This window comes from Streptomyces sp. NPDC060002 (genome assembly GCF_042737245.1).
Lineage (GTDB): Bacteria > Actinomycetota > Actinomycetes > Streptomycetales > Streptomycetaceae > Streptomyces.
Map to the genome: position 1 here is coordinate 1 of NZ_JBHWUW010000031.1, position 19,894 is coordinate 19,894.

The following is a 19,894-nucleotide window of genomic DNA, read 5'->3' on the forward strand; positions in this document are numbered from 1 at the left end:
CTTCCGGGGGCCCTGCGGCCTCCGGTCCTCCCGGATCTCGAAGTCCACTGCAACTCCCTACGAACGGGGTGTTGCAACGACCTCTTGAACTGAAGACTGGGTACCGGGGGCCTGTTCTCGCGGTTGATGGAGCTAGTGCTCCGTTCCCAACTTCCCTCCTGGTTCCAGCAGGTGGCTGAGTTGCAGGCGCGGGCCTCCGAGATCTACTCCTTCGAGATGGGCATGGTGCCTGGGCTGCTACAGACCAGGGCGTACGCGCGGGCAGTGCTCGGAGCCATTGATCGGGCAGGTCTCGACGACCGCACCGCCGTCCGACTGGCCCGTCAGCGGATTTTCGAGAAGGGCGAGCCGCCGCTGCTCTGGGTCGTGCTCAGCGAGGCTGCTCTGTACCAGGAGATCGGTGGTCCCGCGGCGATGCGAGAGCAACTGGCTCACCTGTTGTCCTTCCAGAACAATCCCTTGATCAACATTCAGGTGTTGCCGTTCTCGGCCGGGGCTCACGCGGGAATGACCGGCTCGTTCGACGTCTACCGCTTTGCGAGCGACCCGGCCATCGTCTACATGGAGGGTTACGGCAGCGCGCATCCCACCGCCAGCCCGGACACCGTCAAGAACTGCTCGCTCCGTTACGATCATCTTCAAGCTGCCGCACACTCCCTGAAGGATTCGGCGGAGCTGATCCGGCGAGTGATGGAGGAACGCTATGGAGAACAACTGGCGTAAGTCCAGCTACAGCGGCGACCAGGGCGGCGAGTGCGTTGAGTGTGCACCGATCGGACCCCTGGCCTGGCGTAAGTCGTCGTACAGCAGCGACCAGGGTGGCAACTGCGTCGAGATCGCTGAGAACCCCGCCACCATCGCCATCCGTGACTCCAAGACCCCGGCGGGCCCGATTCTCACCATCGAGCCCGCCGCGTTCTCGACGTTCCTTGCCTGGACCGGTGGTGGCGCTACAGGCGCTGAATGATCGTCCCCGTTGCCAGTGCGCCGCCCGCGCACATGGTGATCAGGGCGAACTCCTTGTCCGTGCGCTCCAGTTCGTGCAGGGCCGTCGTGATGAGGCGGGCGCCTGTCGCGCCGACCGGGTGGCCGAGGGCGATGGCTCCGCCGTTGACGTTGACCTTCGTCAGGTCTGCGTCGAAGATCTGCGCCCAGCTCAACACCACCGACGCGAAAGCCTCGTTGATCTCGACGAGGTCGATGTCCTTCAGGGACATGCCCGCCTTGCCGAGGACGGCTCGGGTCGCGTCGATGGGGCCGTCGAGGTGGAAGTGCGGGTTCGCGCCCACCAGGGCTTGGGCGACGATCCTCGCCCTCGGCTTCAACTTCAGGGCGCGGGCCATCCGTTTGGACGCCCACATGATCGCCGCCGCGCCGTCGCTGATCTGGGACGAGTTGCCGGCCGTGTGGATCGCCGTCGGCATGACCGGCTTCAGGCGGGACAGGGCGTCGAGGGAGGTGTCGCGCAGGCCCTCGTCGCGGTCGACCAGGCGCCACATGCCCTGGCCCGCGGCCTGTTCCTCCTCCGTCGTCGGGACCTGGACGGCGAAGGTCTCGCGTTTGAAGCGTTCCTCCGACCAGGCCGCCGCGGCTCGTTCCTGGGAGAGCAGGCCGAGCGCGTCGACCTCCGCCCGGCTCAGCCCCCGGTGACGCGCGATGCGTTCCGCCGCCTCGAACTGGTTCGGGAGGTCCACGTTCCACTCCTCCGGGAACGGTTTCCCGGGGCCGTGCTTCGAGCCCGAGCCGAGGGGGACGCGGGACATCGCTTCCACTCCGCAGCTGATGCCCACGTCGATCACGCCCGCCGCGATCATGTTCGCCGCCATGTGGCTCGCCTGCTGCGAGGAGCCGCACTGGCAGTCGACCGTCGTTGCGGCGGTCTCGTACGGGAGGCCCATCGTCAGCCATGCTGTCCGTGCCGGGTTCATGGACTGTTCGCCGGCGTGGGTCACCGTGCCGCCGACTATTTGCTCGACCGCGTCGGCGGGGATGCCGGTGCGGCCGAGTAGTTCGCGGTACGTCTCGCCCAGGAGGTAGGCGGGGTGCAGGTTGGCGAGCGCGCCGCCGCGCTTGCCGATGGGGGTGCGGACTGCTTCCACGATCACGGGTTCGGCGGCCATGGGTGCGGATCCCTTCGGAACTAGTACGTGTTCTAGTTCTTCGCTGTGTGCAGTCTGCTTACGTGATGTGCGTCACCGCAAGGGTCTTGCAGGCTCGAGGGTCCTGAACTACCTTCACGGCATCTATTTCTGATGAACCGTCAGATCGCATCGTCAGATGGCTGGAGCCGCCGATGCCCTGTCCAGCGCTTCCCGAAGGGTTCGACTTCACCGATCCCGACCTGCTGCAACACCATGTGCCGCTGCCGGAGTTCGCCGAGTTGCGGCTCGCCGAACCGGTCCGCTGGATCCCTCAGACGGGCAATGTGGCCGGTTTCCAGGACGACGGCTACTGGGCGGTGACCCGGCACGCCGACGTCCGGTACGTCTCGACCCACCCCGAGATCTTCTCCTCCTACCTCAACACCGCGATCATCCGGTTCAACGAGCACATCGAACGGGATTCGATCGACGCTCAGCGGCTCATCCTGTTGAACATGGACCCGCCCGAGCACACGCGGGTGCGGCAGATCGTGCAGCGCGGGTTCACGCCCCGGGCCATCCGGGCGTTGGAGGAGCGGCTGCGCAACCGGGCCACGGCGATCGTCGACCGTGCCCGCGCGCAGGACGGCTCCTTCGACTTCGTCACGTCCATCGCCTCGGAGCTGCCCCTCCAGGCCATCGCCGAGCTGATCGGCGTACCCCAGGACGACCGCTCCAAGATCTTCGACTGGTCCAACAAGATGATCGGGTACGACGATCCCGAGTTCGCCATCACGGCGGAGGTGGGGCATCAGTCCGCCGCCGAGATCCTCGCGTACGCCATGAACATGGCCGCCGAGCGGAAGCAGTGCCCCGCTCACGACATCGTCTCCACGCTCGTGGCCGCCGAGAACGAGGGCAACCTCAACTCCGACGAGTTCGGGTTCTTCGTGCTGATGCTGGCCGTGGCCGGGAACGAGACCACCCGGAACGCCACCACCCACGGCATGCACGCCTTCCTCACCCATCCCGAGCAGTGGGAGCTGTACAAGCGGGAGCGGCCCGACACCGCCGCCGAGGAGATCGTGCGCTGGGCCACGCCCGTCAACGCCTTCCAGCGGACCGCCACCCAGGACACCGAACTCGGCGGGAAGCTGATCAGGAAGGGCGACCGGGTCGGGCTCTTCTACTCCTCCGCCAACCGTGACCCCGAGGTGTTCGAGCGGCCCGACGAGTTCGACGTCACCCGGGATCCGAATCCGCACCTCGGCTTCGGCGGCGGCGGGCCCCACTTCTGCCTCGGCAAGTCACTCGCCGTGCTGGAGATCAACCTCATCTTCAACGCCATCGCCGATGCCCTGCCCGATCTGAGGCTCGTGAGCGATCCCCGGCGGCTGCGGTCCGCCTGGATCAACGGAGTGAAGGAGCTTCGGGTCAGCGCGGGGTGACGGCCGTCGGGGAAGGCGAGTTGCGCCTGCATCGGTTCTGACGCTGCGGTTCATCTCCACGGCCGGAGCTTCTTGGGGTTGCGTACGGCCCAGATGTGCGTGATCCGGTCGCCGGCGATGTCGAACGCGTACACGGTCACGATGACCCCGTCCTGCCGGGCGACCAGGCCGGGCCGGCCGTTGACGGTCCGCTCCAGGATCGTCAGGTCGGCCAGTCTCGCGGTGAGATCGACGAGGCCGCGCGCGAGTTGCTCGGCGTCCTCGAACGGGCGGCGCACGGTGGTGGCGAGGCCGCCGCCGTCGCCGGTCGCCACGACATCCGGGTCGAGGAGGCCGATGAGGGCGTCGATGTCCTTGGCCGCCCAGGCCTGTTTGAAGTTCCTGACGATGACGGCCTGCCGGCCGGTCGGAGGCGCGGGCGACCGCGCGGTGCGGATGCGCCGGCGGGCCGAGGAGGCCAGCTGACGGCAGGCCGCCGGTGTGCGGCCGACGATGTCGGCGACCTCGGCGAACGGGTAGCGGAAGACGTCGTGCAGGATGAACGCGACGCGCTCGGCCGGGGTCATCGATTCGAGGACGACGAGGAAGGCCATGTCGATCGACTCGTCGAGGGTGACGCGGTCGGCCGGGTCGACGGTCGTGCCGCCCGCCCGGCCGCCCGACCACTCCGTGGGTTCGGGTAAGGGTTCGGGGATCCAGTCGCCGACGTAGTTCTCCCGACGGGCCCGTGCCGAGTTGAGCAGGTTGAGGCAGATGCGGCCGGCGACCCTGGTCAGCCAGGCGCCGGGGGATTCGATGGCCTGCTGCTGCTGTGGGGACAGGGTGTACCAGCGGACGTAGGTCTCCTGCACGGCGTCCTCGGCTTCGGCGAGGGAGCCGAGGAGCCGGTAGGCGAGGTTGATCAGCTGTCGCCGCTCGCTCATGATCGCGCTCAGGCCCGGTTCGGATCGGCCGTCGGGTCGGCTGTCGGGTCGGCTGTCGGATCCGCCGTCTTCCCGTTCGGGTGGGGTGGTCATGGTGTCGCCGGCTCCCTCGGTCGTGTCTGTCCTCACCACTTAGACAACCCGGCGCCCCCGAACGTGACGTCGACACCCCGCCTCACATTCCGAGCGCCTGCGTTGTCGGACCGGTGAGACATCGATCAGGACGAAGGAAGGACGACCTCGCCATGTCCACGTCTACGACGCCCGACACGACGACGCCTGACACGACGACGCCCGACACGACCCCGGCCGTGACCGACGCGACCGTGACCGACGCGACGACGGAGCAGGACGGCATCCAGTCGCGGCTGCCCGACCTCACCCACCTCTTCCCCGAGCTGTCGAAACTCTCCGGAGCCGTGCGCAACGCCGTCTGGAACGGGCCGGTTCCGAAGACCACCATCAACCTGATGCTGTTCCGCGCCGCCCAGATCGTCGGCAGCACGTACCACGCCGTCGCGTTGACCGACCAACTCCGTAAGGCGGGGGAGAGCGAGAAGCGCATCACCGCCGTGGCGACCTGGCAGGGCGCCCCCTACTTCACCGACGCCGAACGGATCGCACTGGAGCTGGTGGAGGCCGTCCTCACCCCGAACCCGTACGGGGAACGCGTCTCCGACGAGTTGTTCGCCAGGGCGTCCACGTTCTACGACGACGAGGCGCTCTGGATGCTCACCATGGCGATCGGTCACTTCTCCCTGTTCGTGCCGGTGGCTCTCATCGCCAAGCCGATCCCCGGCCGGCCCTTCGGGAAGAACTACAGCAAGGGACACCGCGGGGATCGGTGATCATTCCTTGCCGGAGACCGTCAGGGCCAGGACCGCCGAGGTCGTCGCGGCCAGCAGCAGCGGGATAGCCAGGTCGTTGTGGAGCACCAGCACGGCGCCCAGCACCGCGCCCGAGAACATCGCGGCCACGGCCGCCGTACGCCGTGGCGAGCGGCGGCCCGTGCCGCCGCCCGCGCGGGAGTCGGAGGCCAGGCCGGTCAGGGTCATCGTCACGACGGTGGTCGTGGTGAGGTCGCGCACCGCCAGTTTGCGGACCGTCGCGTTGCGCAGGCCCATCGCGAAGGCGGTCAGGGTGATGATCGTGTAGACCGTGGCCGGGGCGTCGTCCGAGGTGGCGGACGCCACGGCCGCGGAGACGCCCAGGAGGAGCGCCTCGGCGGCCAGCACCACACGGGCCGGGGTGCGGCGTGAGCCCTCGCCCACCCGCCGCACGACCCGGCCGCCGGTCGCCGCGCCCACCAGGAAGCAGACGAGCGAGGTCGCCGTGTGGGGGACCGAGAAACCCGGGGCGCCGGCGGCGGCGAAGCCGAGGACGACGACGTTGCCGGTCATGTTGGCGGTGAAGACGTGCCCCAGCCCGAGAAAGGTGACCGCGTCGACCAGGCCGCTGATGGCGGTCAGGGCCAGGAGAGCGGGGACCAGGCGGACGCCGCCGCGTGCTTCCGGGTCCCGTGAGGGCTCTGGGGGCTTCGAGGGATCCGAGGGCTCCGAGGGCTCGGGACCTGATGGCTTTGGAGGCTCTGAGGGCTCGATCGGGGGCTCGGTGCCGGTCATCCGCTCAGTGGAGCACGGCAAGGTGAGGAAACGCCGAAAATGAACGCCGAAGGCGACGGCCCCGGGGATCGGGGGCCGCCGCCTTCGACGGTACGGGGGCGCTTGTTCAGCGCGGTGGCGTGGCTCAGTACCAGCCGTTGGCCTGCCAGAAGTTCCAGGCGGCGACGGGGCTGCCGTAGCGGGAGTTCATGTAGTCCAGACCCCACTTGATCTGGGTCTTGGCGTTGCTCTTCCAGTCGGAACCGGCCGAGGCCATCTTGGAGGCGGGCAGGGCCTGGACGAGGCCGTAGGCGCCGGAGGAGGCGTTGGTGGCGCTGACGTTCCAGCCGCTCTCGTGCTTCACGATGTTGGAGAAGGCCTTGTACTGAGCCGCGTCCGGGATCATCTTGTGCGCGATCGCCTGGGCCTGGGAGGCGGAGGACGTCGTCGCGGCGTGGGCGGGGGCGGCGGACAGCGCCATCCCCGCGGTGGCGGCGGCCACGGCGATGCCGGTGAGGGCCTTCTTCGGGGAAGCGATGCGACGGATGACGGAGACGGACACGGAGAACCTTTTTCTTCGGGGACGATGGCGGTCGCTTGCATGCCGGAGTCACGCGGTGCGTGGCCGCACCGTGTGGTTGCGGTGGGTGGCTGCATGCCGTGGTGCCGAGGCCCGTGGGCTCGTCGGCACCCTGCGACGTCATCCAGAGAAGCAGGATCGAGCGCCGTCCGCAAAGACCCCTTTTGCTAGTTGTGGTCGTATTCGGGGGGTTGGCATCCCGTGTGAGCTGGCTCTCAATGTGCAGGTCAGAGGCCGTTATGGCATGGGCATGGCGTCCGCTTTGTCCGACTAGGTCGGGTAGTAGGTGATGTGAGTCATGTGGGGTGGTTCACCGATCAACGGCGTTCCGGAGCCTTCCGCGGGGCCTCGAATGTGACCGCGGTCTCGAAGGCCGCGCGGCGGGTGGCTCTGCGTAGCGCCTTCAGCACCGCCGGGCCGAGGGTGAGGGTCAACAGGACCGTGACCACCGCCCGGCCCAGGTCCCAGCCCAGTGAGGTCGCCACGCAGTACGCGGCGAAGCGGGCCAGGTTCGCCGGCACCGCGGCGTCCGGGTCGAAGGAGACGCCCGAGGCCAGCGCGCCCATGAAGGGCCACCCGGCCATGTTCATCGCCGTGCCGTACGCGAAGGCGGCCACGAAGCCGTAGGCCGCGAGCAGGGCCGGTTCGGCACGGCCACGGAGCCGGTCGCCGTCCGGCAGCAGGCCCGCACCCATCGTGAACCAGCCCATCGCCAGCATCTGGAACGGCATCCACGGGCCCACCCCGCCCGTCAGCAGCGCGGACGCGAACATCGTGACCGAGCCGAGGACGAAGCCGAAGCCCGGGCCGAGGACCCGGCCGCTCAGCACCATCAGGAAGAACATCGGCTCGATGCCCGCCGTCCCCGCGCCGATCGGACGCAGGGCCGCGCCCGTCGCCGCCAGGACGCCCAGCATCGCCACCGCCTTCGCACCGAGCCCCGACTCGGAGATCGTCGCCGCCACGACCGCGACCAGCAGCACCAGCAGGCCCGCGAACAGCCAGGGGGCGTCCTGGGCGTGCGCGTTCAGCGCGGAGGTCGGCGGGGCGAGGAAAGGCCAGCCGAACGCGATCACCCCCACCGCGCTGACCAGCGCCAACGCGGCGAGCGACCGGGGGCCCAGGTGTACCGGACGCCGCCTGGACATCGTCATCGCGGGTCCTCCCCCGGTTCTTTTCGCAGTGCCTCGCGCACCTGCGTGACCGTGAGCCACTCCTGCGGGGCCAGGATCTTCGTCACCTGCGGGGCGAAGGAGGGGGAGGAGACCACCACCTCCGCCGTCGGGCCGTCGGCGATCACCTCGCCCTCCGCGAGCAGCACCACCCGGTGGGCCAGTTCCGCGGCCAGTTCCACATCGTGGGTGGCCAGGACGATCGCGTGCCCGCCGGCGGCGAGCCCGCGCAGGACGGCGACCAGGCGCGCCTTCGCCGCGTAGTCCAGGCCCCGGGTCGGCTCGTCCAGGAGGAGGAGAGGCGGGCGGGCGGTGAGGACGACCGCCAGCGCGAGGGTGAGGCGCTGGCCCTCGGAGAGGTCGCGGGGGTGGGTGTCGTCCGTGATGCCGGGGAGGAGCTCCGAGACCAGGTCCCGGCAGGTGCCGGGGGCGGCCCCCGCGTCCCGGTCGGCGGCCGCGCACTCGGCGGCGACCGTGTCGGCGTACAGCAGGTCGCGCGGTTCCTGCGGGACCAGACCGGCGCGGCGGACCAGGTCCCGGGGCGGGGTGCGGTGCGGCACGAGACCGCCCACGTGGACCGTTCCCGCCGACGGCTCGACGAGGCCGACGAAGGTGTTGAGCAGGGTCGACTTCCCGGCGCCGTTGCGGCCCATGAGGGCGATGGTCTCGCCGGGCAGGACGGTGAGGTCCACCTCGCGCAGCGCCTGGACGCGGGCCCGGCGCACGGAGAGGGAGCGGGCCTCGGCGGGGGCCGCGGAGGCGGACGGCACGGGCGGAGGACGGCGGAAGCGGCGGCGGGCGGGGGGCGCCACGGGTGTGCCCACCTCCCGGGGAGTCTCCCGCATGGCCGCCTCCCGGGTGGCCTGCCGTCCTGCCAGGCGTTCCCGTAGGGCACCGGCGCGTCGTCGGGCGTCACGCACGGTCAGGGGCAGTGGGGACCAGCCCGCCAGTCGGCCCAGGCTCACCACCGGCGGGAACACCGGGGACACGGCCATGACGTCCGCCGGGGCGCCGAGCAGCGGGGCCGCGCCCGGCGAGGGCAGCAGGGCGACCTGGTCGGCGTACTGGAGGACGCGCTCCAGGCGGTGCTCCGCCAGCAGTACCGTCGTACCGAGGTCGTGGACGAGGCGGAGGAGGACGGCGAGGACCTCCTCGGCGGCCGCCGGGTCGAGCGCGGAGGTCGGCTCGTCCAGGACGAGGACGCGCGGGTGCGGGGTGAGGACCGAGCCGATCGCGACCCGCTGCTGCTGGCCGCCGGAGAGGGTGGCGATGGGCCGGTCGCGCAGGGCGGCCAGGCCGAGCAGGTCGAGGGTCTCCTCGACGCGGCGGCGCATCACCTCCGGCGCGAGGCCCAACGACTCCATGCCGTAGGCGAGTTCCTCCTCGACGGTGTCCGTCACGAAGTGCGAGAGCGGGTCCTGCCCCACCGTCCCCACGACGTCGGCGAGTTCGCGCGGCTTGTGGGTACGGGTGTCGCGGCCGGCGACCGTGACCCGGCCGCGCAGGGTGCCGCCGGTGAAGTGCGGCACGAGGCCGGACACCGTGCCGAGCAGCGTCGACTTGCCCACGCCCGACGGGCCCGCCAGAAGCACGAGTTCGCCCTCGGGGACGGTGAAGTCGACGTCCTGGATGGTGGGTTCGGTGGCGCCGTCGTACGTCACGGAGACGTTCTCGAAGCGGATCACGACGGCTCCTCGGTGGCTGCTGGGGCTGCTGGGTCTGCTCGGGCTGCTGGGTCTGCTGGATCTGTCAGAGGGCCTTCGGGGGCGAGGAAGGCGGGGAGCAGGCCGAGGAGTACGGCCGCCGCCGGCCAGAGCGGGAGGGCGGGAGCGGTCAGCGGGACCACCCCGGGGTGCAGCGCGGCCGGGTCGGCGGACGCGGCGACGGTGAGGAGGGCCGCGACCGCGACACCGGAGGCGGCGGTCAGGCACGCCCGCGGGGTCCAGCGGTCCGGTCGGTAGCGGGTGCGCGGTGAGCGCCGGCCGCCCAGCCGCAGCCCGGCGAGGGCCGCGACGACTCCGGCGAACAGCACCGGGAGGCCGTAGGCGCCGCCCACCGCGGTGAGCAGGCCGTACGTTCCCGCGCAGACGCCGAGCAGACCGCCGAGCGTGAGGGCGGCGGTCGTCCGGCGCACGGCGGCGGGGACGTCGGCGGTACGGCCGTAACCTCGGGCGTCCATCGCGGCGGCGAGGGCGACGGAGCGCTCCAGGGCGCCCTCCAGGACCGGCAGGCCCACCTGCAGCAACCCGCGCAGGCCCGTGTCGGGGCGGCCCCGGAGACGGCGGGCGGCGCGCAGGCGGTGGACGTCCGCGATGAGGTTCGGGGCGAAGGTGAGGGCCACGACCACCGCCACGCCGGTCTCGTACAGGGCGCCCGGCAGCGTCTTGAGGAGGCGGGAGGGGCTCGCCAGGGCGTTCGCGGCACCCACGCAGACGAGGAGCGCCGCCAGTTTCAGACCGTCGTAGAACGCGAAGAGCAGGCCCTCGGCCGTGACCGCGCCGCCGAGCCGGATGCCCTGCGCCCAGTCGGGGAGCGGGACTTCGGGGAGCGCGACGAGCACCCGCGTGCCCGGGATCGGGGAGCCCAGGGCGACGACGAAGACGAGACGGATGACGAGGACGGCGAGGGCGAGCTTGAGGAACGCCGAATAGGAGCGGGACCAGGGGGTGTCGGGACGGCACGTGGTCACGACGTAGGCGGAGACGGTGAGGAGGAGACCGAGCAGGAGCGGGTTGGTGGTGCGGGTCGCGGCGGTGCCGAGACCGAGGGCCCACAGCCACCAGGCGGCGGGGTGGAGCGGGGCGCGCCGGGGGCTGCCGTCAGCCATCCCTGCGGGAACCTCGCCGCCGGGCCTGCCAGACCGCCGCCGCGCCCAGTACCGCCACCGCCGCCGCGCCCGCGTACAGGCCCACGGACGGCCCGCCGTCCGCTTCCGGTTCGTCCTTGGCGGCTTCCGGCTGCGCGGCGGACGTCGGCTCGCCCGTCCCCGGCGCCTGCCCGGACACCTGCTCGCCACAGCCCGTCTCCGGATACCCCGCGATCGCGCACAGCAGGGCGTTCGTGTCGTAGCGCAGGGGCTTGGCGACCGAGGCGAGCGCCTCGGCCGTCGTCGCGTCGGGGGAGACCCGGGCGCAGGCCGTGCGCGGCGACGGCGGGGTCTCACCGCTCGGGGCGTCGGCCGCCGTGCCGAAATCGATGACCAGGGCCACCCGCTTCGTGTCGTCCCGCGCGGGCGTCTTCGCGCAGATCGCCGCGAAGGAGGCCGCGCCGCGCGGCTGCGACGCGTCCTGGGAGTCCGCGCTCACCGCGAACCGGAAGCCCTGGACGTCGCCGTCGGCGGGGCGGGCGGTGGACGGGCCCTGGGTGGCGTACGTCCAGCCGTCGCCGGAGCGGTCCCAGAAGGACCAGTAGCGGTAGCCGGCGGCCTGGGCCGACTGGACCGTGCCGGTCAGGGACAGCAGCAGCGCGGCGAGAACGAGGGCGGCGCACCGGCGCGTCACGGCTGCCGCTTCCTGCCACGGCCGCTGATCAGGAAGCCGATGCCGATACCGGCGACGAGGAAGACGCCGACGATCCACCAGACGCCGTGACCGGATTCCGAGTCGTCCTTCTTGTCGGCGTCGGCGTCGGCGTCGGTGTCGGACCCGGTGGCCTTCGTCGCGGCCTGCGGGGCCGGGCCGCTCGCGTTCAGCTGGGCGACCAGGTCGGCGCCGCCGAAGTGACGGGGGTCGGCGCCCGTGGCGTGGGCCGCGAAGATGAGCTGGGCGTAGGCGGCGGGGCCGCTCTGCTCGGCCCAGGCCGCGGAGTTCTGCTCGAGCCAGCCGAGGGGCTTCTTCGCCTGCTCGGTCGCACCCTGCGCGGCGAGGGCCACGACGGCGTCGGCGGTGTTGCCGTAGTCGGGCTGGTCCTCGGCGCCGGGGAGGGCAGACTTCAGATAGCCGGTGGCGACGACCGCTCCGGCGAGGTACGCCGCGCCGTCGCGGGCGAGTCCGCTCGGGCTGTCCGCGTCGGCGGAGTCGCAGACGGGGGCAGCCGACGTCTTGCCGGCCGTCGTCACGAACCCCTTGCCGAGGGCGCCGAGCACGCCCGCCGCCGTCGCGTCCGCGTTGGCCGCGAGGGCGCCCTTCTTGTCCGGCTGGTACGCGAACGCGCCGCCACCGGCCTGGTCGCACGGGACGGCGAGCTTGACGAGAGCGTCGTCCGACGACTTGCCGGCCTTCTTCACCTGCGAGGGCTGCTGCCCGGCCGCCGCCATCGCCCCCGCCACGACGGAGGTCGAGTTCGCGTCGCTCGCGCCGCCGGGGGTGTAGCCCCAGCCGCCGTCGGCGTTCTGGACCGACTTCAGCCAGGTGACGGCCTTCTCGGTCTCGGCCCGGTGGCCGCCCAGCGCGGCCAGCGCCTGGACGGCCGCCGCCGTGCTGTTGGTGTCGACCATCAGCTTGGCGTCGCACGCCTTGGCGGTGTCCGCGCGGAACGCGGCGAAGGCGCCGTTCGCGCACTGCTGCCCGGTCAGCCAGGCCACGGCCCGGTCGGCGGGGGTGACGCCCGTGGTCCGCTGTGCGAGCAGGGCCAGCGACTGGCGCCAGACGCCGTCGTACGTCGGGTCGGTGGTCCCGTACAGCCCGTCGGGTATCGCCACCGACGGGGTGGGGGACGGAGTGGCGGCGACGGCGGGGACGGCGGCACCCAGCACTACGGTGGCGGCGGCCAGAGCGGCGGCGCTGCGGCGGATGTTCATGATCGGCGGGTGCCTCTCCCGGTCGGTGAGGTCACACAGCCGGGCAGCACGGGACATCCCGGCGGCTCGGCTCCGTATACCTCGACGGTGCCGTGCGACGGCGGGCCTGCCGACGCACGTGAGCCGGTCACGGTCCGTACCGGGCGATCCGGCTGTCACGGTTGCGGGTCAGCGCCGGAATTGCACCGGCTTTCCCCTGTACGGGCGTGATGACGACGCGGCCACTCTACCGGCAGGTAGCCGGGCGCCTGAGGGGCGGCTGTGAAAGCACCCGGGGAGGGGCGGGAGCCCCCGATATCTTCTGGCCATGACCCATGCGGGGAGGACGCCGGGCGGGCTGCCGGTATGACGCATGCGGGGAGGGCGCCGGGCGGGCTGCCGGGCCGGCTGCTCGGCTCGGGCCGAACGGCCGACGTGTACGAGATCGACGAGGCGTGGTGCTGCGCCGCGACCGGGAGGGGCGGGAGGACTCGGCCGCCCTCGCGGCAGTGATGACACACGTGCGCCGGAACGGCTGCCCCGCACCCGCCGTACGGCCCTCCGGCTCACGCGCCGACCTGGTCATGGAGCGGCTGGACGGGCCGACGCTGCTCCACGCTTCGGCGCGGGCACCCTGGACGCCGGCGAGGCGGGCCCTCCTCGCCCGGCTGCTGCGCGAGCTGCACGCCCTGCCGGACCGGGTCTCGGCCGACGCCCGCGTGCTGCGCCCGGACCTCCACCCGGCCAACGTGATCCTCACGCCGGAGTCCTGACCGGACTCGCGACGGTCCGGCGAAGGTCTCACGTGCTGGGCAGCCGATTCCGGAAGCCGGGAAAAACCCCTTGCTCAATGGTCAAGAAGTGTTGACCATTGGAGGCATGCCTACCGATGATCTTCCCGAGACGTTCCACGTCACCACGGACGAGCAGCTGCGCGCCGTTTCCAGCCTCGTGCGTCACCGGATCATGGCCGTGCTCCGCTTCGAGCCCGCGACGATTACGCAGATCGCCGAGCGAGTGGGCCTTGCGAAGGGGAGTTCCAGCTACCACGTACGGCTGCTCGAACGGGCCGGCCTGGTGAAGGTGGTACGAACGCGCAAGGTCCGGGGGGTCACGGAGCGGTACTACGCCATGGCCGCGCGGTCGATCGTGCTGCCGGATCCGGGCGAGGGAGGGCCGGATGTGCTGATGCGGCACGCGGTGGCGGACCTGGAGACAGCGCCGGTGGATGGCGAGCGGCACGTACGGATGGCGCATCTGCGGCTCAGCGAGGAGCAGTTCGCGGAGCTGGGGGCGCGGCTGGAGGCACTGGCGGACGAGTATCGGGAGCTGTCCGATCCGTCGCTGCCGGACGCGTCACTCGTCTTCGCACTGTTCCACCCGGCACCGCGCGAGCAGGCCGAGGGGGACGCCAAGTGACGTCAGAAGTGCGGAAGTTGCCGACCGGGTTCGGGCGGCTGTGGACTGCGCAGACGGTGTCCTCGCTCGGTGACGGGGTGTCGCATGCCGCGCTGCCGCTGCTCGCGTTGACGTTGACGCGGGATCCGATGGCGCTCGCCGTCGTCACGGCCGCCGGAACCCTGCCGTGGCTGCTCTTCGGGGTGCTCGGCGGTGCGCTGGTGGACCGCTGGGACCGTCGGCGCACGATGTGGGTCACGGACGCGGCACGTGCGGTGCTGCTCGCGATACCGGCGGCAGCGGCCGCGCTCGACGTGCTGAGCATTCCACTGCTCGCGGCCGTCGCCTTCCTGCTCGGCCTCGGCGGACTCTTCTTCGACACGGCCGCCACGGCCTATCTGCCGGATCTGCTCGGCCGCGACCCCGCGCTCCTGGAGCGCGCCAACTCCCGCCTGCGCGGCACCCAGACCGCCGCGTCCGGCTTCGCGGGGCCGCCCGCGGGCAGTGCCCTGCTCGCGCTCGGGCGGGCGGTTCCGCTGCTCGCCGACGCGGTCTCGTTCGCGCTCTCCGCACTGCTCGTACGGTCGCTGCCTGCCGCACCCCGGCCCGTACCGCAGGCCGGTGAGTCGCTGCTGCGGCAGGCGCGGGCCGGCGCCTCGTACGTATTCCGGGACCAGTTACTGCTCGGGCTCGCGCTGCGTCCGGCGGTCGGGAACATCGCCTTCCTCGCCGTGGAGACCGTACTCGCCCTCTTCGCGCACGATCGTCTCGGCCTCGACGCCTTCGGCTTCGGCCTGCTTCTCACGGCGGAGGCCACCGGCGGTCTGTGCGGCGCGGGCATCGCTTCCTTCCTCGGCCGACGACTCGGCACCGGCACCGCGCTTACCTGCACGGCAGCGGTCGAGGGACTCGCCGTCCTGGGCCTTGCCGTCGCCCCGAACCCGTACATCGCCGGCCTCGCGCTCGCCGTCTGCGGAGCGGGCATGGGCGCCACGATGGTGCTCGGCCCCTCCCTCCGACAGGCGATCGTCCCCGCCCACCTGATGGGCCGGGTCACCTCCACCTCCCGCATGCTCGCCATGTGCGCCGCCCCGTTCGGCGCCTTCCTCGGCGGCTGGCTGGCCACCACCTTCGACGTACGCACCCCGCTCTACACCGCCGCCGGCCTCCTCCTCACCATGACCACCATCACCGCGACCATGACCAGCAACCGCCGGGTCGAGGCGGCGCTGCGTGCCGCCGCCCCGGCCGATGATCCAGATCACCCGGAATCCTGGGATCCGGTTCAGGAGGGTGCCGTTTAACCTCCGCGAGGTCGTTGAGCCAGTGTTAAGCCCAGCTCGACGTCCCTCGCCTCGGCCCGGAGCGTCGGGCGCCTGGCCTCCACAGGATGCGACGAGCGGCCCAGCGGGCGGCGGGGTGCGCCGCCGTCAAGCCTCGTCGTCCTCGACAGCGCTTGCGGTCGCGTCCGTGAGAGATCTCTGCCGGGGGCGCGTCATCGCCTGAGGCGGCGTCCGGGCAGCGTTCCAGGCGACTTCGCGTACCTGCTCCTTCGTCAGGCGTGGCGGATAGGCTCGACATCGTGCGTGAGATCACCAAAGCCCTGGTTCCGGGCACCGAGGAGTCGTCCATGCATCATGCGGACCCGCGGTATGCCGCGCGGCTCGCCACTTATGGGACCGTGTCCACGAACCTGTCCCTGCTGAGCGACCGTCAGCTCGGCGAGGTCGTTGCCGCCGCGGACCCGCTCGGGTCCGGCATCGGCGGCAGGTCGGCGGAGCTGGACATCGAAGGCACGCGGGTGTTCGTCAAGCGGGTTCCCCTCACGGACGCCGAGTTGCGGCCGGAGAACGCGCGGTCGACGGCGAACCTCTTCGGATTGCCGATGTTCTACCAGTACGGGGCGGGCTCGGCCGGGTTCGGTGCCTGGCGGGAGCTGGCCGTGCATGTCATGACCACCAACTGGGTCCTCGGGAACGAGTATGAGGGCTTTCCGCTGATGTACCACTGGCGCATCCTGCCCGACTCCCCTCCCGAGGGTTTCGCCGACGCGTTCGGGGGCATCGACGGGGCGGTCGTGCACTGGGAGGGCTCATCGGCCGTGCGTGAGCGGCTGGAAGCCATCGGCCGTTCCTCGTCCAGCCTGGTGCTCTTCCTGGAACACGTCCCGCAGACACTCGCCGACTGGCTGCACGATCACCGGACCGCCGCGCCGGAGGTCAGCGGGGGCTCGCCGTACCCACGGGTGGAGGAGGCCCTGGCGCGCGGGAGTGACTTCATGAGCTCGCGCGGACTCGTCCACTTCGATGCCCACTTCGCCAATGTCCTGACCGACGGCCAGCTGCTCTACTTCGCGGACTTCGGACTCGCCCTGAGCTCCAGCTTCGAACTGTCAGCGGCCGAGGCGGAGTTCCTCTCCGACCACCTTGTGTATGACCGCTGCCACACCGTGAGCCATCTGCTCCGCCACCACATGCCCGATGGCCTGCGCGGCGGTATGGAACACGAGGCGTTCCTGCGCGAGTGGATCGCCGGCCACCAGCCGGGTGACGTCCCGCGCGAAATCGCCGCGATCATCGACCGGCATTCCCGAGCTGCCGTGGTCTTGGGTGAATTCCACCGCCGCTTCCTCACCGAGAGCAAGCGGACGCCATTTCCTGCCGCCGAGATCGAGCGGGCCTGGGGCACTGCGGTCGCGGCGCCCCACTGAGGCCGGCCTTCGGCAGAAGATCGTCGTCAGGACGTCTCGGGACGGGTGGTGTGCCGGGGCCGGGGCGGCGTCACAGTTCGAGGTTCTCGCTCTGTGCGGCTGACGAAGCGCTACCAGGCCGCCCGCCAGACCGTCATGTCCGCGGTCACGAAGGCGTTGTCCGGCAGCGCGGTCGACTTCACCTGGATCACGAGCAGCGCGATGTCCCCGGAGGGGTGCTTGACGCAGATCTCGCTGCCGGCCGCCGCCGCGGCGAGCGGAAGCCGGTGGCTCTTGGCGCCGGTGAGGACGATGCGGCACGACTCGAGGCCGCCACCGGGGTCGCCGAACACCATGTTGAACACGCTGGTGTCGCTCTCCAGCGCGCAGCCGGTCGTCTCGCAGGTGAAGCGGATGTCCCCCTTGCTGTCCTCGCGCCGGACCGGCTCCTTGATGTCCAGTGAGGTCTTCGCGTCCAGCCACTGAAGGGGATAGGCGGTGGCTTGCGGCGCCTTGGGGACGGCCGAGGAGGAGCCGCCCCCGTCGGGTGTCCGGTCACCGGCCACCGATTCCGGCGCGGCTGTCGAGGAGGACGCCGACGACCGCGCGGACCCGGCCGGCCCGGGCGTCGAGGACACCCCGCCCGTGTCCCGGTGGCGGAGCCGGTCCGAGGCCTCCATGACCGTCCACGCCAGGCCGGTCAGCACCAGCGCACCCGCGGTCACGGCGGCGGTCGCGAGCATCGCGGTGCGCCGCCGCCGGGACGGCCGCCCGTCCGGCCGCGTCAGCTGCGACTGCACCGGCGCGAGCAAGGGCATCGCGGACAGAGGCGTCGCCGGCTGGGGCAACGCGGGCTGGGGCAACGCGCGCAAGGGCATCGTGTGCTGCGACGCCGTGTGCGAGGGCCCCGCGGGCAACGGCGGCATGTGGACCGGGGTGGGGTCGGGGACCGGAGACGGAACCGTCACGTCCGGCCCGGTGACCTCCCGCCAGACGGCCGGCCCGGCGCCGTCGTCCGCGTCTCCGTCCAGACGTCGCCGGCACCACTCGACGACCTCCGCCGGGGTGGCCCGCTCCTCCGGATCGGCGGCGAGGCACCGGGCGATCAGCGGACGGAGCGCTTCGGGCAGCAGCGACAGGTCGGGTTCCGAGTGCACGATCCGGTACAGCACGCTGACCGAGGGGCCGTCCCCGTACAGCGGCTCGCCCAGGGCCGCGAACGCCGCCGTCTGGCCGAGCGCGAACACATCGGTCGCCGCGGTGACCGCACCCGCGGTCGCCTGCTCGGGGGCCATGAACTGCGGTGTGCCGACGGCGAGGCCCGTGGCGGTGTTCGAGGTGATGTCGGAGGCCAGCGAGATGCCGAAGTCGATCACGCGCGGTCCGTCGGCGGCCAGCAGCACGTTCGACGGCTTCAGGTCCCGGTGCACGATGCCCGCACCGTGGATCGCCTGGAGCGCCTCCGCCACCCCCGCCATCAGCCACAGCACGGCGGGCACGGGCAGCGGCCCGCGCCGGGCGACGGCCTCCGCCAGCGAGGGCCCGGGCACGTACAGCGTGGCCAGCCACGGGGGTACGCCGTCCGCGTCGGCGTCGATCAGCTCGGCGGTGTACGCGCCGCGGACCCGCCGGGCGGCTTTGATCTCCCTGCGGAACCGTCGACGGAAGGCCGGGTCGTCGGCCAGCTCCGGGCGCACCACCTTGATCGCCAGCGGCCGGCCGCCCTGCGTGTGCGACAGGTAGACCCGGCCCATGCCGCCCGCGCCGAGCCGGGCGGCGAGACGGTACCCGGCCACCAGGGGCGGATCGTCCGCCTGTAGTGGCTCGAACGCCTCAGTCGCATGATTCATCGGCCCTCATCCCCCGTGATCCCCGGATCTCCTGATCACCCAGATCTCATGGCCCTCTGATCCCCTGATCCCCTGGCCCCGTGATCCGACGATCCGATCAAGTCAGCAGCTTACGTCGGGTGTTGGTCCGCCGGGGGAGGTCGCCGTGGGAGGCCGCCGGGCGTGAACCGAAGTACTCCCACAGCGCCGCCCGACCCACGACGAGGCGCTCGCAGGCGCGTTCGGCGAGCATCCGCCGCAAGGGGTCCATGAGGCGTTGGTATCAAGGGGCCCTCGCCCGCTGCGAGCGATTTACGCCGCCACGTACGTCACCGGATCGCTTCCGGAGACCGCCTCCGCGCGCCCCTGTTTCACCAGTCGCCGCAGATGGGCCTCGGCTTCCGAGACCGCGATGTTCCGTGAGTCGTAGGGGATTTGCGGCCAGGGGCGGTTCCACTCCATGCGTTCCGCGAGCTGCCAGGGGGTGAGCGGGGTGGCGAGGAGGGCGAGGAGGCCGGTGAGGCGGTCCTCGTGGTGGACGAGCAACTCCCTCACGCGGGCGGGCGCGTCGGTGAAGGCGTACTGATGGGCCGGGAGGATCTCGGCGGGGGCGAGCCGGCCGACGCGTTCGAGGGAGTCGAGGTAGTCGCCGAGGGGGTCGGTGACGGTGGCGTCGTCGGGATCCTCGTACAGGCCGATGTGCGGGGTGATCTCCGGCAGCAGGTGGTCGCCTGAGAACAGGCGTCCGTGGCCCGGGAGCCGAGCGGGGTGGTCCTCCTCCAGGTGGAGGCAGACATGGCCGGGGGTGTGGCCCGGGGTCCAGATCGCGCGCAGCCGGCGGCCGGGCAGGTCGAGGTGGTCGCCGGGGACGATCTCGCGGTCGGGGAGGGCGGGCGCCAGGCCGGGGAAGGGGCGGCGGCGGGCGGGAGGCGTGCGGAGCGGGGCGATGTGCTCCTCGGGGGCGCCGGCGGCGGTGAGCTTGGCCGCCATGTACGTGTACCAGCGCTCGGGACGCGTCTCGCGGGTCCGCCGCACGATCGAGGTGTCCGCCGCGTGCATCGCCACCCACGCCCCGGAGGCCTCCCGCACCTGACCGGACAGGCCGTGGTGGTCGGGGTGGTGGTGGGTGATCACGACTCCGACCAGTTCGGTGACGGAGGTGCCGCACGCGGTCAGTCCGGCGGTCAGCGCCTCCCAGGACGCCGGGTCGTCCCAGCCCGTGTCGATCAGGACGGGTCCGCGGTCGGTGTCGACGACGTACACCAGGGTGTGGCCCAACGGGTTGTCCGGGATGGGGACCCGAAGCGAGCGGACGCCTCCGCCATGGTCGTAGGTGGTGGGTTCCGCTTCGTCCTGACTGCTCTTCATCTGCCCTCCGTCACACGGCCATTGCCCACTATAACTAGAACTGGTATCAGTTTCTGAAACACCGTCAGAAACGTAGACGAAGGCAGTG

At 71.6% G+C, this 19,894-nt stretch carries 19 protein-coding genes, 1 pseudogene and 1 riboswitch; of the genes and pseudogenes, 8 read left to right on the top strand and 12 right to left on the bottom strand.

Translation table 11 applies throughout. From position 1 onward, the window contains the following. Positions 1 to 96 precede the first annotated feature (96 nt). Positions 97 to 723 (top strand): annotated as a pseudogene (locus ACFWBD_RS25080) (DUF5753 domain-containing protein); the annotation flags it as partial. Next, positions 704 to 967 (top strand): DUF397 domain-containing protein, encoded by a 264-nt coding sequence (locus ACFWBD_RS25085; RefSeq protein ID WP_384116180.1) that lies wholly within the window; start codon positions 704 to 706, stop codon positions 965 to 967. The pseudogene ACFWBD_RS25080 and the gene ACFWBD_RS25085, both read left to right, overlap by 20 nt. On the opposite strand, the gene ACFWBD_RS25090 is transcribed toward ACFWBD_RS25085, so the two are convergent. Then, positions 951 to 2,120: a steroid 3-ketoacyl-CoA thiolase gene (locus ACFWBD_RS25090; protein ID WP_385670807.1), complete on the bottom strand. Its 1,170-nt coding sequence runs from the start codon at positions 2,118 to 2,120 to the stop codon at positions 951 to 953. The genes ACFWBD_RS25085 and ACFWBD_RS25090 overlap by 17 nt on opposite strands. Positions 2,121 to 2,293: 173 nt before the next feature. Here ACFWBD_RS25090 and ACFWBD_RS25095 point away from each other — a divergent pair, with 173 nt between their 5' ends. After that, the gene (locus tag ACFWBD_RS25095) at positions 2,294 to 3,529 is read left to right on the top strand and encodes a cytochrome P450 (RefSeq protein ID WP_385670810.1); all 1,236 of its coding nucleotides are present in this window, start codon (positions 2,294 to 2,296) and stop codon (positions 3,527 to 3,529) included. Between the two features lie 50 nt (positions 3,530 to 3,579). Here the strand turns inward: ACFWBD_RS25095 and sigJ are convergent, their stop codons facing one another. Next, on the bottom strand, positions 3,580 to 4,545 hold the full coding sequence (gene sigJ / locus ACFWBD_RS25100; RefSeq protein WP_385670813.1) for an RNA polymerase sigma factor SigJ: 966 nt from the start codon (positions 4,543 to 4,545) through the stop codon (positions 3,580 to 3,582). A gap of 218 nt (positions 4,546 to 4,763) precedes the next feature. Here sigJ and ACFWBD_RS25105 point away from each other — a divergent pair, with 218 nt between their 5' ends. Continuing rightward, the gene (locus ACFWBD_RS25105) at positions 4,764 to 5,300 is read left to right on the top strand and encodes a carboxymuconolactone decarboxylase family protein (RefSeq protein ID WP_384116244.1); all 537 of its coding nucleotides are present in this window, start codon (positions 4,764 to 4,766) and stop codon (positions 5,298 to 5,300) included. On the opposite strand, the gene ACFWBD_RS25110 is transcribed toward ACFWBD_RS25105, so the two are convergent. From ACFWBD_RS25110 to ACFWBD_RS25140, 7 genes are all read right to left on the bottom strand, one after another. Then, positions 5,301 to 6,074, bottom strand: coding sequence for a YoaK family protein (locus tag ACFWBD_RS25110; protein ID WP_385670816.1), 774 nt, complete (start codon positions 6,072 to 6,074; stop codon positions 5,301 to 5,303). It lies immediately after the preceding gene. A gap of 124 nt (positions 6,075 to 6,198) precedes the next feature. After that, positions 6,199 to 6,615, bottom strand: a complete 417-nt coding sequence (locus ACFWBD_RS25115) for a transglycosylase SLT domain-containing protein (RefSeq protein WP_351753201.1) — start codon at positions 6,613 to 6,615, stop codon at positions 6,199 to 6,201. A gap of 335 nt (positions 6,616 to 6,950) precedes the next feature. After that, positions 6,951 to 7,787, bottom strand: coding sequence for an ECF transporter S component (locus ACFWBD_RS25120; protein ID WP_385670819.1), 837 nt, complete (start codon positions 7,785 to 7,787; stop codon positions 6,951 to 6,953). Further along, a complete protein-coding gene (locus tag ACFWBD_RS25125) occupies positions 7,784 to 9,490 on the bottom strand; it encodes an ABC transporter ATP-binding protein (RefSeq protein WP_385670822.1) in 1,707 nt (568 codons plus the stop codon). Before ACFWBD_RS25125 ends, ACFWBD_RS25120 begins: the two co-directional genes overlap by 4 nt. Continuing rightward, entirely contained in the window at positions 9,487 to 10,632 is a 1,146-nt protein-coding gene (locus tag ACFWBD_RS25130) for a CbiQ family ECF transporter T component (RefSeq protein WP_385670825.1), read from the bottom strand. The genes ACFWBD_RS25125 and ACFWBD_RS25130 overlap by 4 nt, the downstream gene beginning before the upstream one ends. Further along, a complete protein-coding gene (locus ACFWBD_RS25135; protein WP_385670828.1) occupies positions 10,625 to 11,305 on the bottom strand; it encodes an SCO2322 family protein in 681 nt (226 codons plus the stop codon). Before ACFWBD_RS25135 ends, ACFWBD_RS25130 begins: the two co-directional genes overlap by 8 nt. Then, positions 11,302 to 12,543 carry a prenyltransferase/squalene oxidase repeat-containing protein gene (locus ACFWBD_RS25140; RefSeq protein WP_385671030.1) on the bottom strand — a complete coding sequence of 414 codons (1,242 nt, stop codon included), beginning with the start codon at positions 12,541 to 12,543 and terminating at the stop codon, positions 11,302 to 11,304. Before ACFWBD_RS25140 ends, ACFWBD_RS25135 begins: the two co-directional genes overlap by 4 nt. Positions 12,544 to 12,624: 81 nt before the next feature. Then, positions 12,625 to 12,784, bottom strand: a riboswitch (cobalamin riboswitch). 193 nt (positions 12,785 to 12,977) lie between these two features. Between ACFWBD_RS25140 and ACFWBD_RS25145 the strand changes: the two genes are divergently transcribed. The 4 genes from ACFWBD_RS25145 (at position 12,978) to ACFWBD_RS25160 (ending at position 16,630) form a co-directional block, all read left to right on the top strand. Then, on the top strand, positions 12,978 to 13,295 hold the full coding sequence (locus tag ACFWBD_RS25145; protein ID WP_385670831.1) for a hypothetical protein: 318 nt from the start codon (positions 12,978 to 12,980) through the stop codon (positions 13,293 to 13,295). 106 nt (positions 13,296 to 13,401) lie between these two features. Beyond that, positions 13,402 to 13,941: an ArsR/SmtB family transcription factor gene (locus ACFWBD_RS25150; RefSeq protein ID WP_385670834.1), complete on the top strand. Its 540-nt coding sequence runs from the start codon at positions 13,402 to 13,404 to the stop codon at positions 13,939 to 13,941. Further along, complete coding sequence (locus ACFWBD_RS25155) at positions 13,938 to 15,224, top strand: MFS transporter (protein ID WP_385670837.1); 1,287 nt, start codon at positions 13,938 to 13,940, stop codon at positions 15,222 to 15,224. The genes ACFWBD_RS25150 and ACFWBD_RS25155 overlap by 4 nt, the downstream gene beginning before the upstream one ends. A gap of 326 nt (positions 15,225 to 15,550) precedes the next feature. Further along, a complete protein-coding gene (locus ACFWBD_RS25160) occupies positions 15,551 to 16,630 on the top strand; it encodes a protein kinase family protein (protein WP_385671033.1) in 1,080 nt (359 codons plus the stop codon). A gap of 110 nt (positions 16,631 to 16,740) precedes the next feature. On the opposite strand, the gene ACFWBD_RS25165 is transcribed toward ACFWBD_RS25160, so the two are convergent. The 3 genes from ACFWBD_RS25165 to ACFWBD_RS25175 all read right to left on the bottom strand — a co-directional run bounded on the left by ACFWBD_RS25165 (position 16,741) and on the right by ACFWBD_RS25175 (position 19,806). After that, the gene (locus ACFWBD_RS25165; RefSeq protein ID WP_385670841.1) at positions 16,741 to 18,459 is read right to left on the bottom strand and encodes a protein kinase; all 1,719 of its coding nucleotides are present in this window, start codon (positions 18,457 to 18,459) and stop codon (positions 16,741 to 16,743) included. Positions 18,460 to 18,556: 97 nt separating this feature from the next. Then, positions 18,557 to 18,709, bottom strand: a complete 153-nt coding sequence (locus tag ACFWBD_RS25170) for a hypothetical protein (protein WP_385670844.1) — start codon at positions 18,707 to 18,709, stop codon at positions 18,557 to 18,559. A 41-nt stretch (positions 18,710 to 18,750) separates the two neighbouring features. Continuing rightward, on the bottom strand, positions 18,751 to 19,806 hold the full coding sequence (locus ACFWBD_RS25175) for an MBL fold metallo-hydrolase (protein ID WP_385670847.1): 1,056 nt from the start codon (positions 19,804 to 19,806) through the stop codon (positions 18,751 to 18,753). Positions 19,807 to 19,894 lie beyond the last annotated feature (88 nt).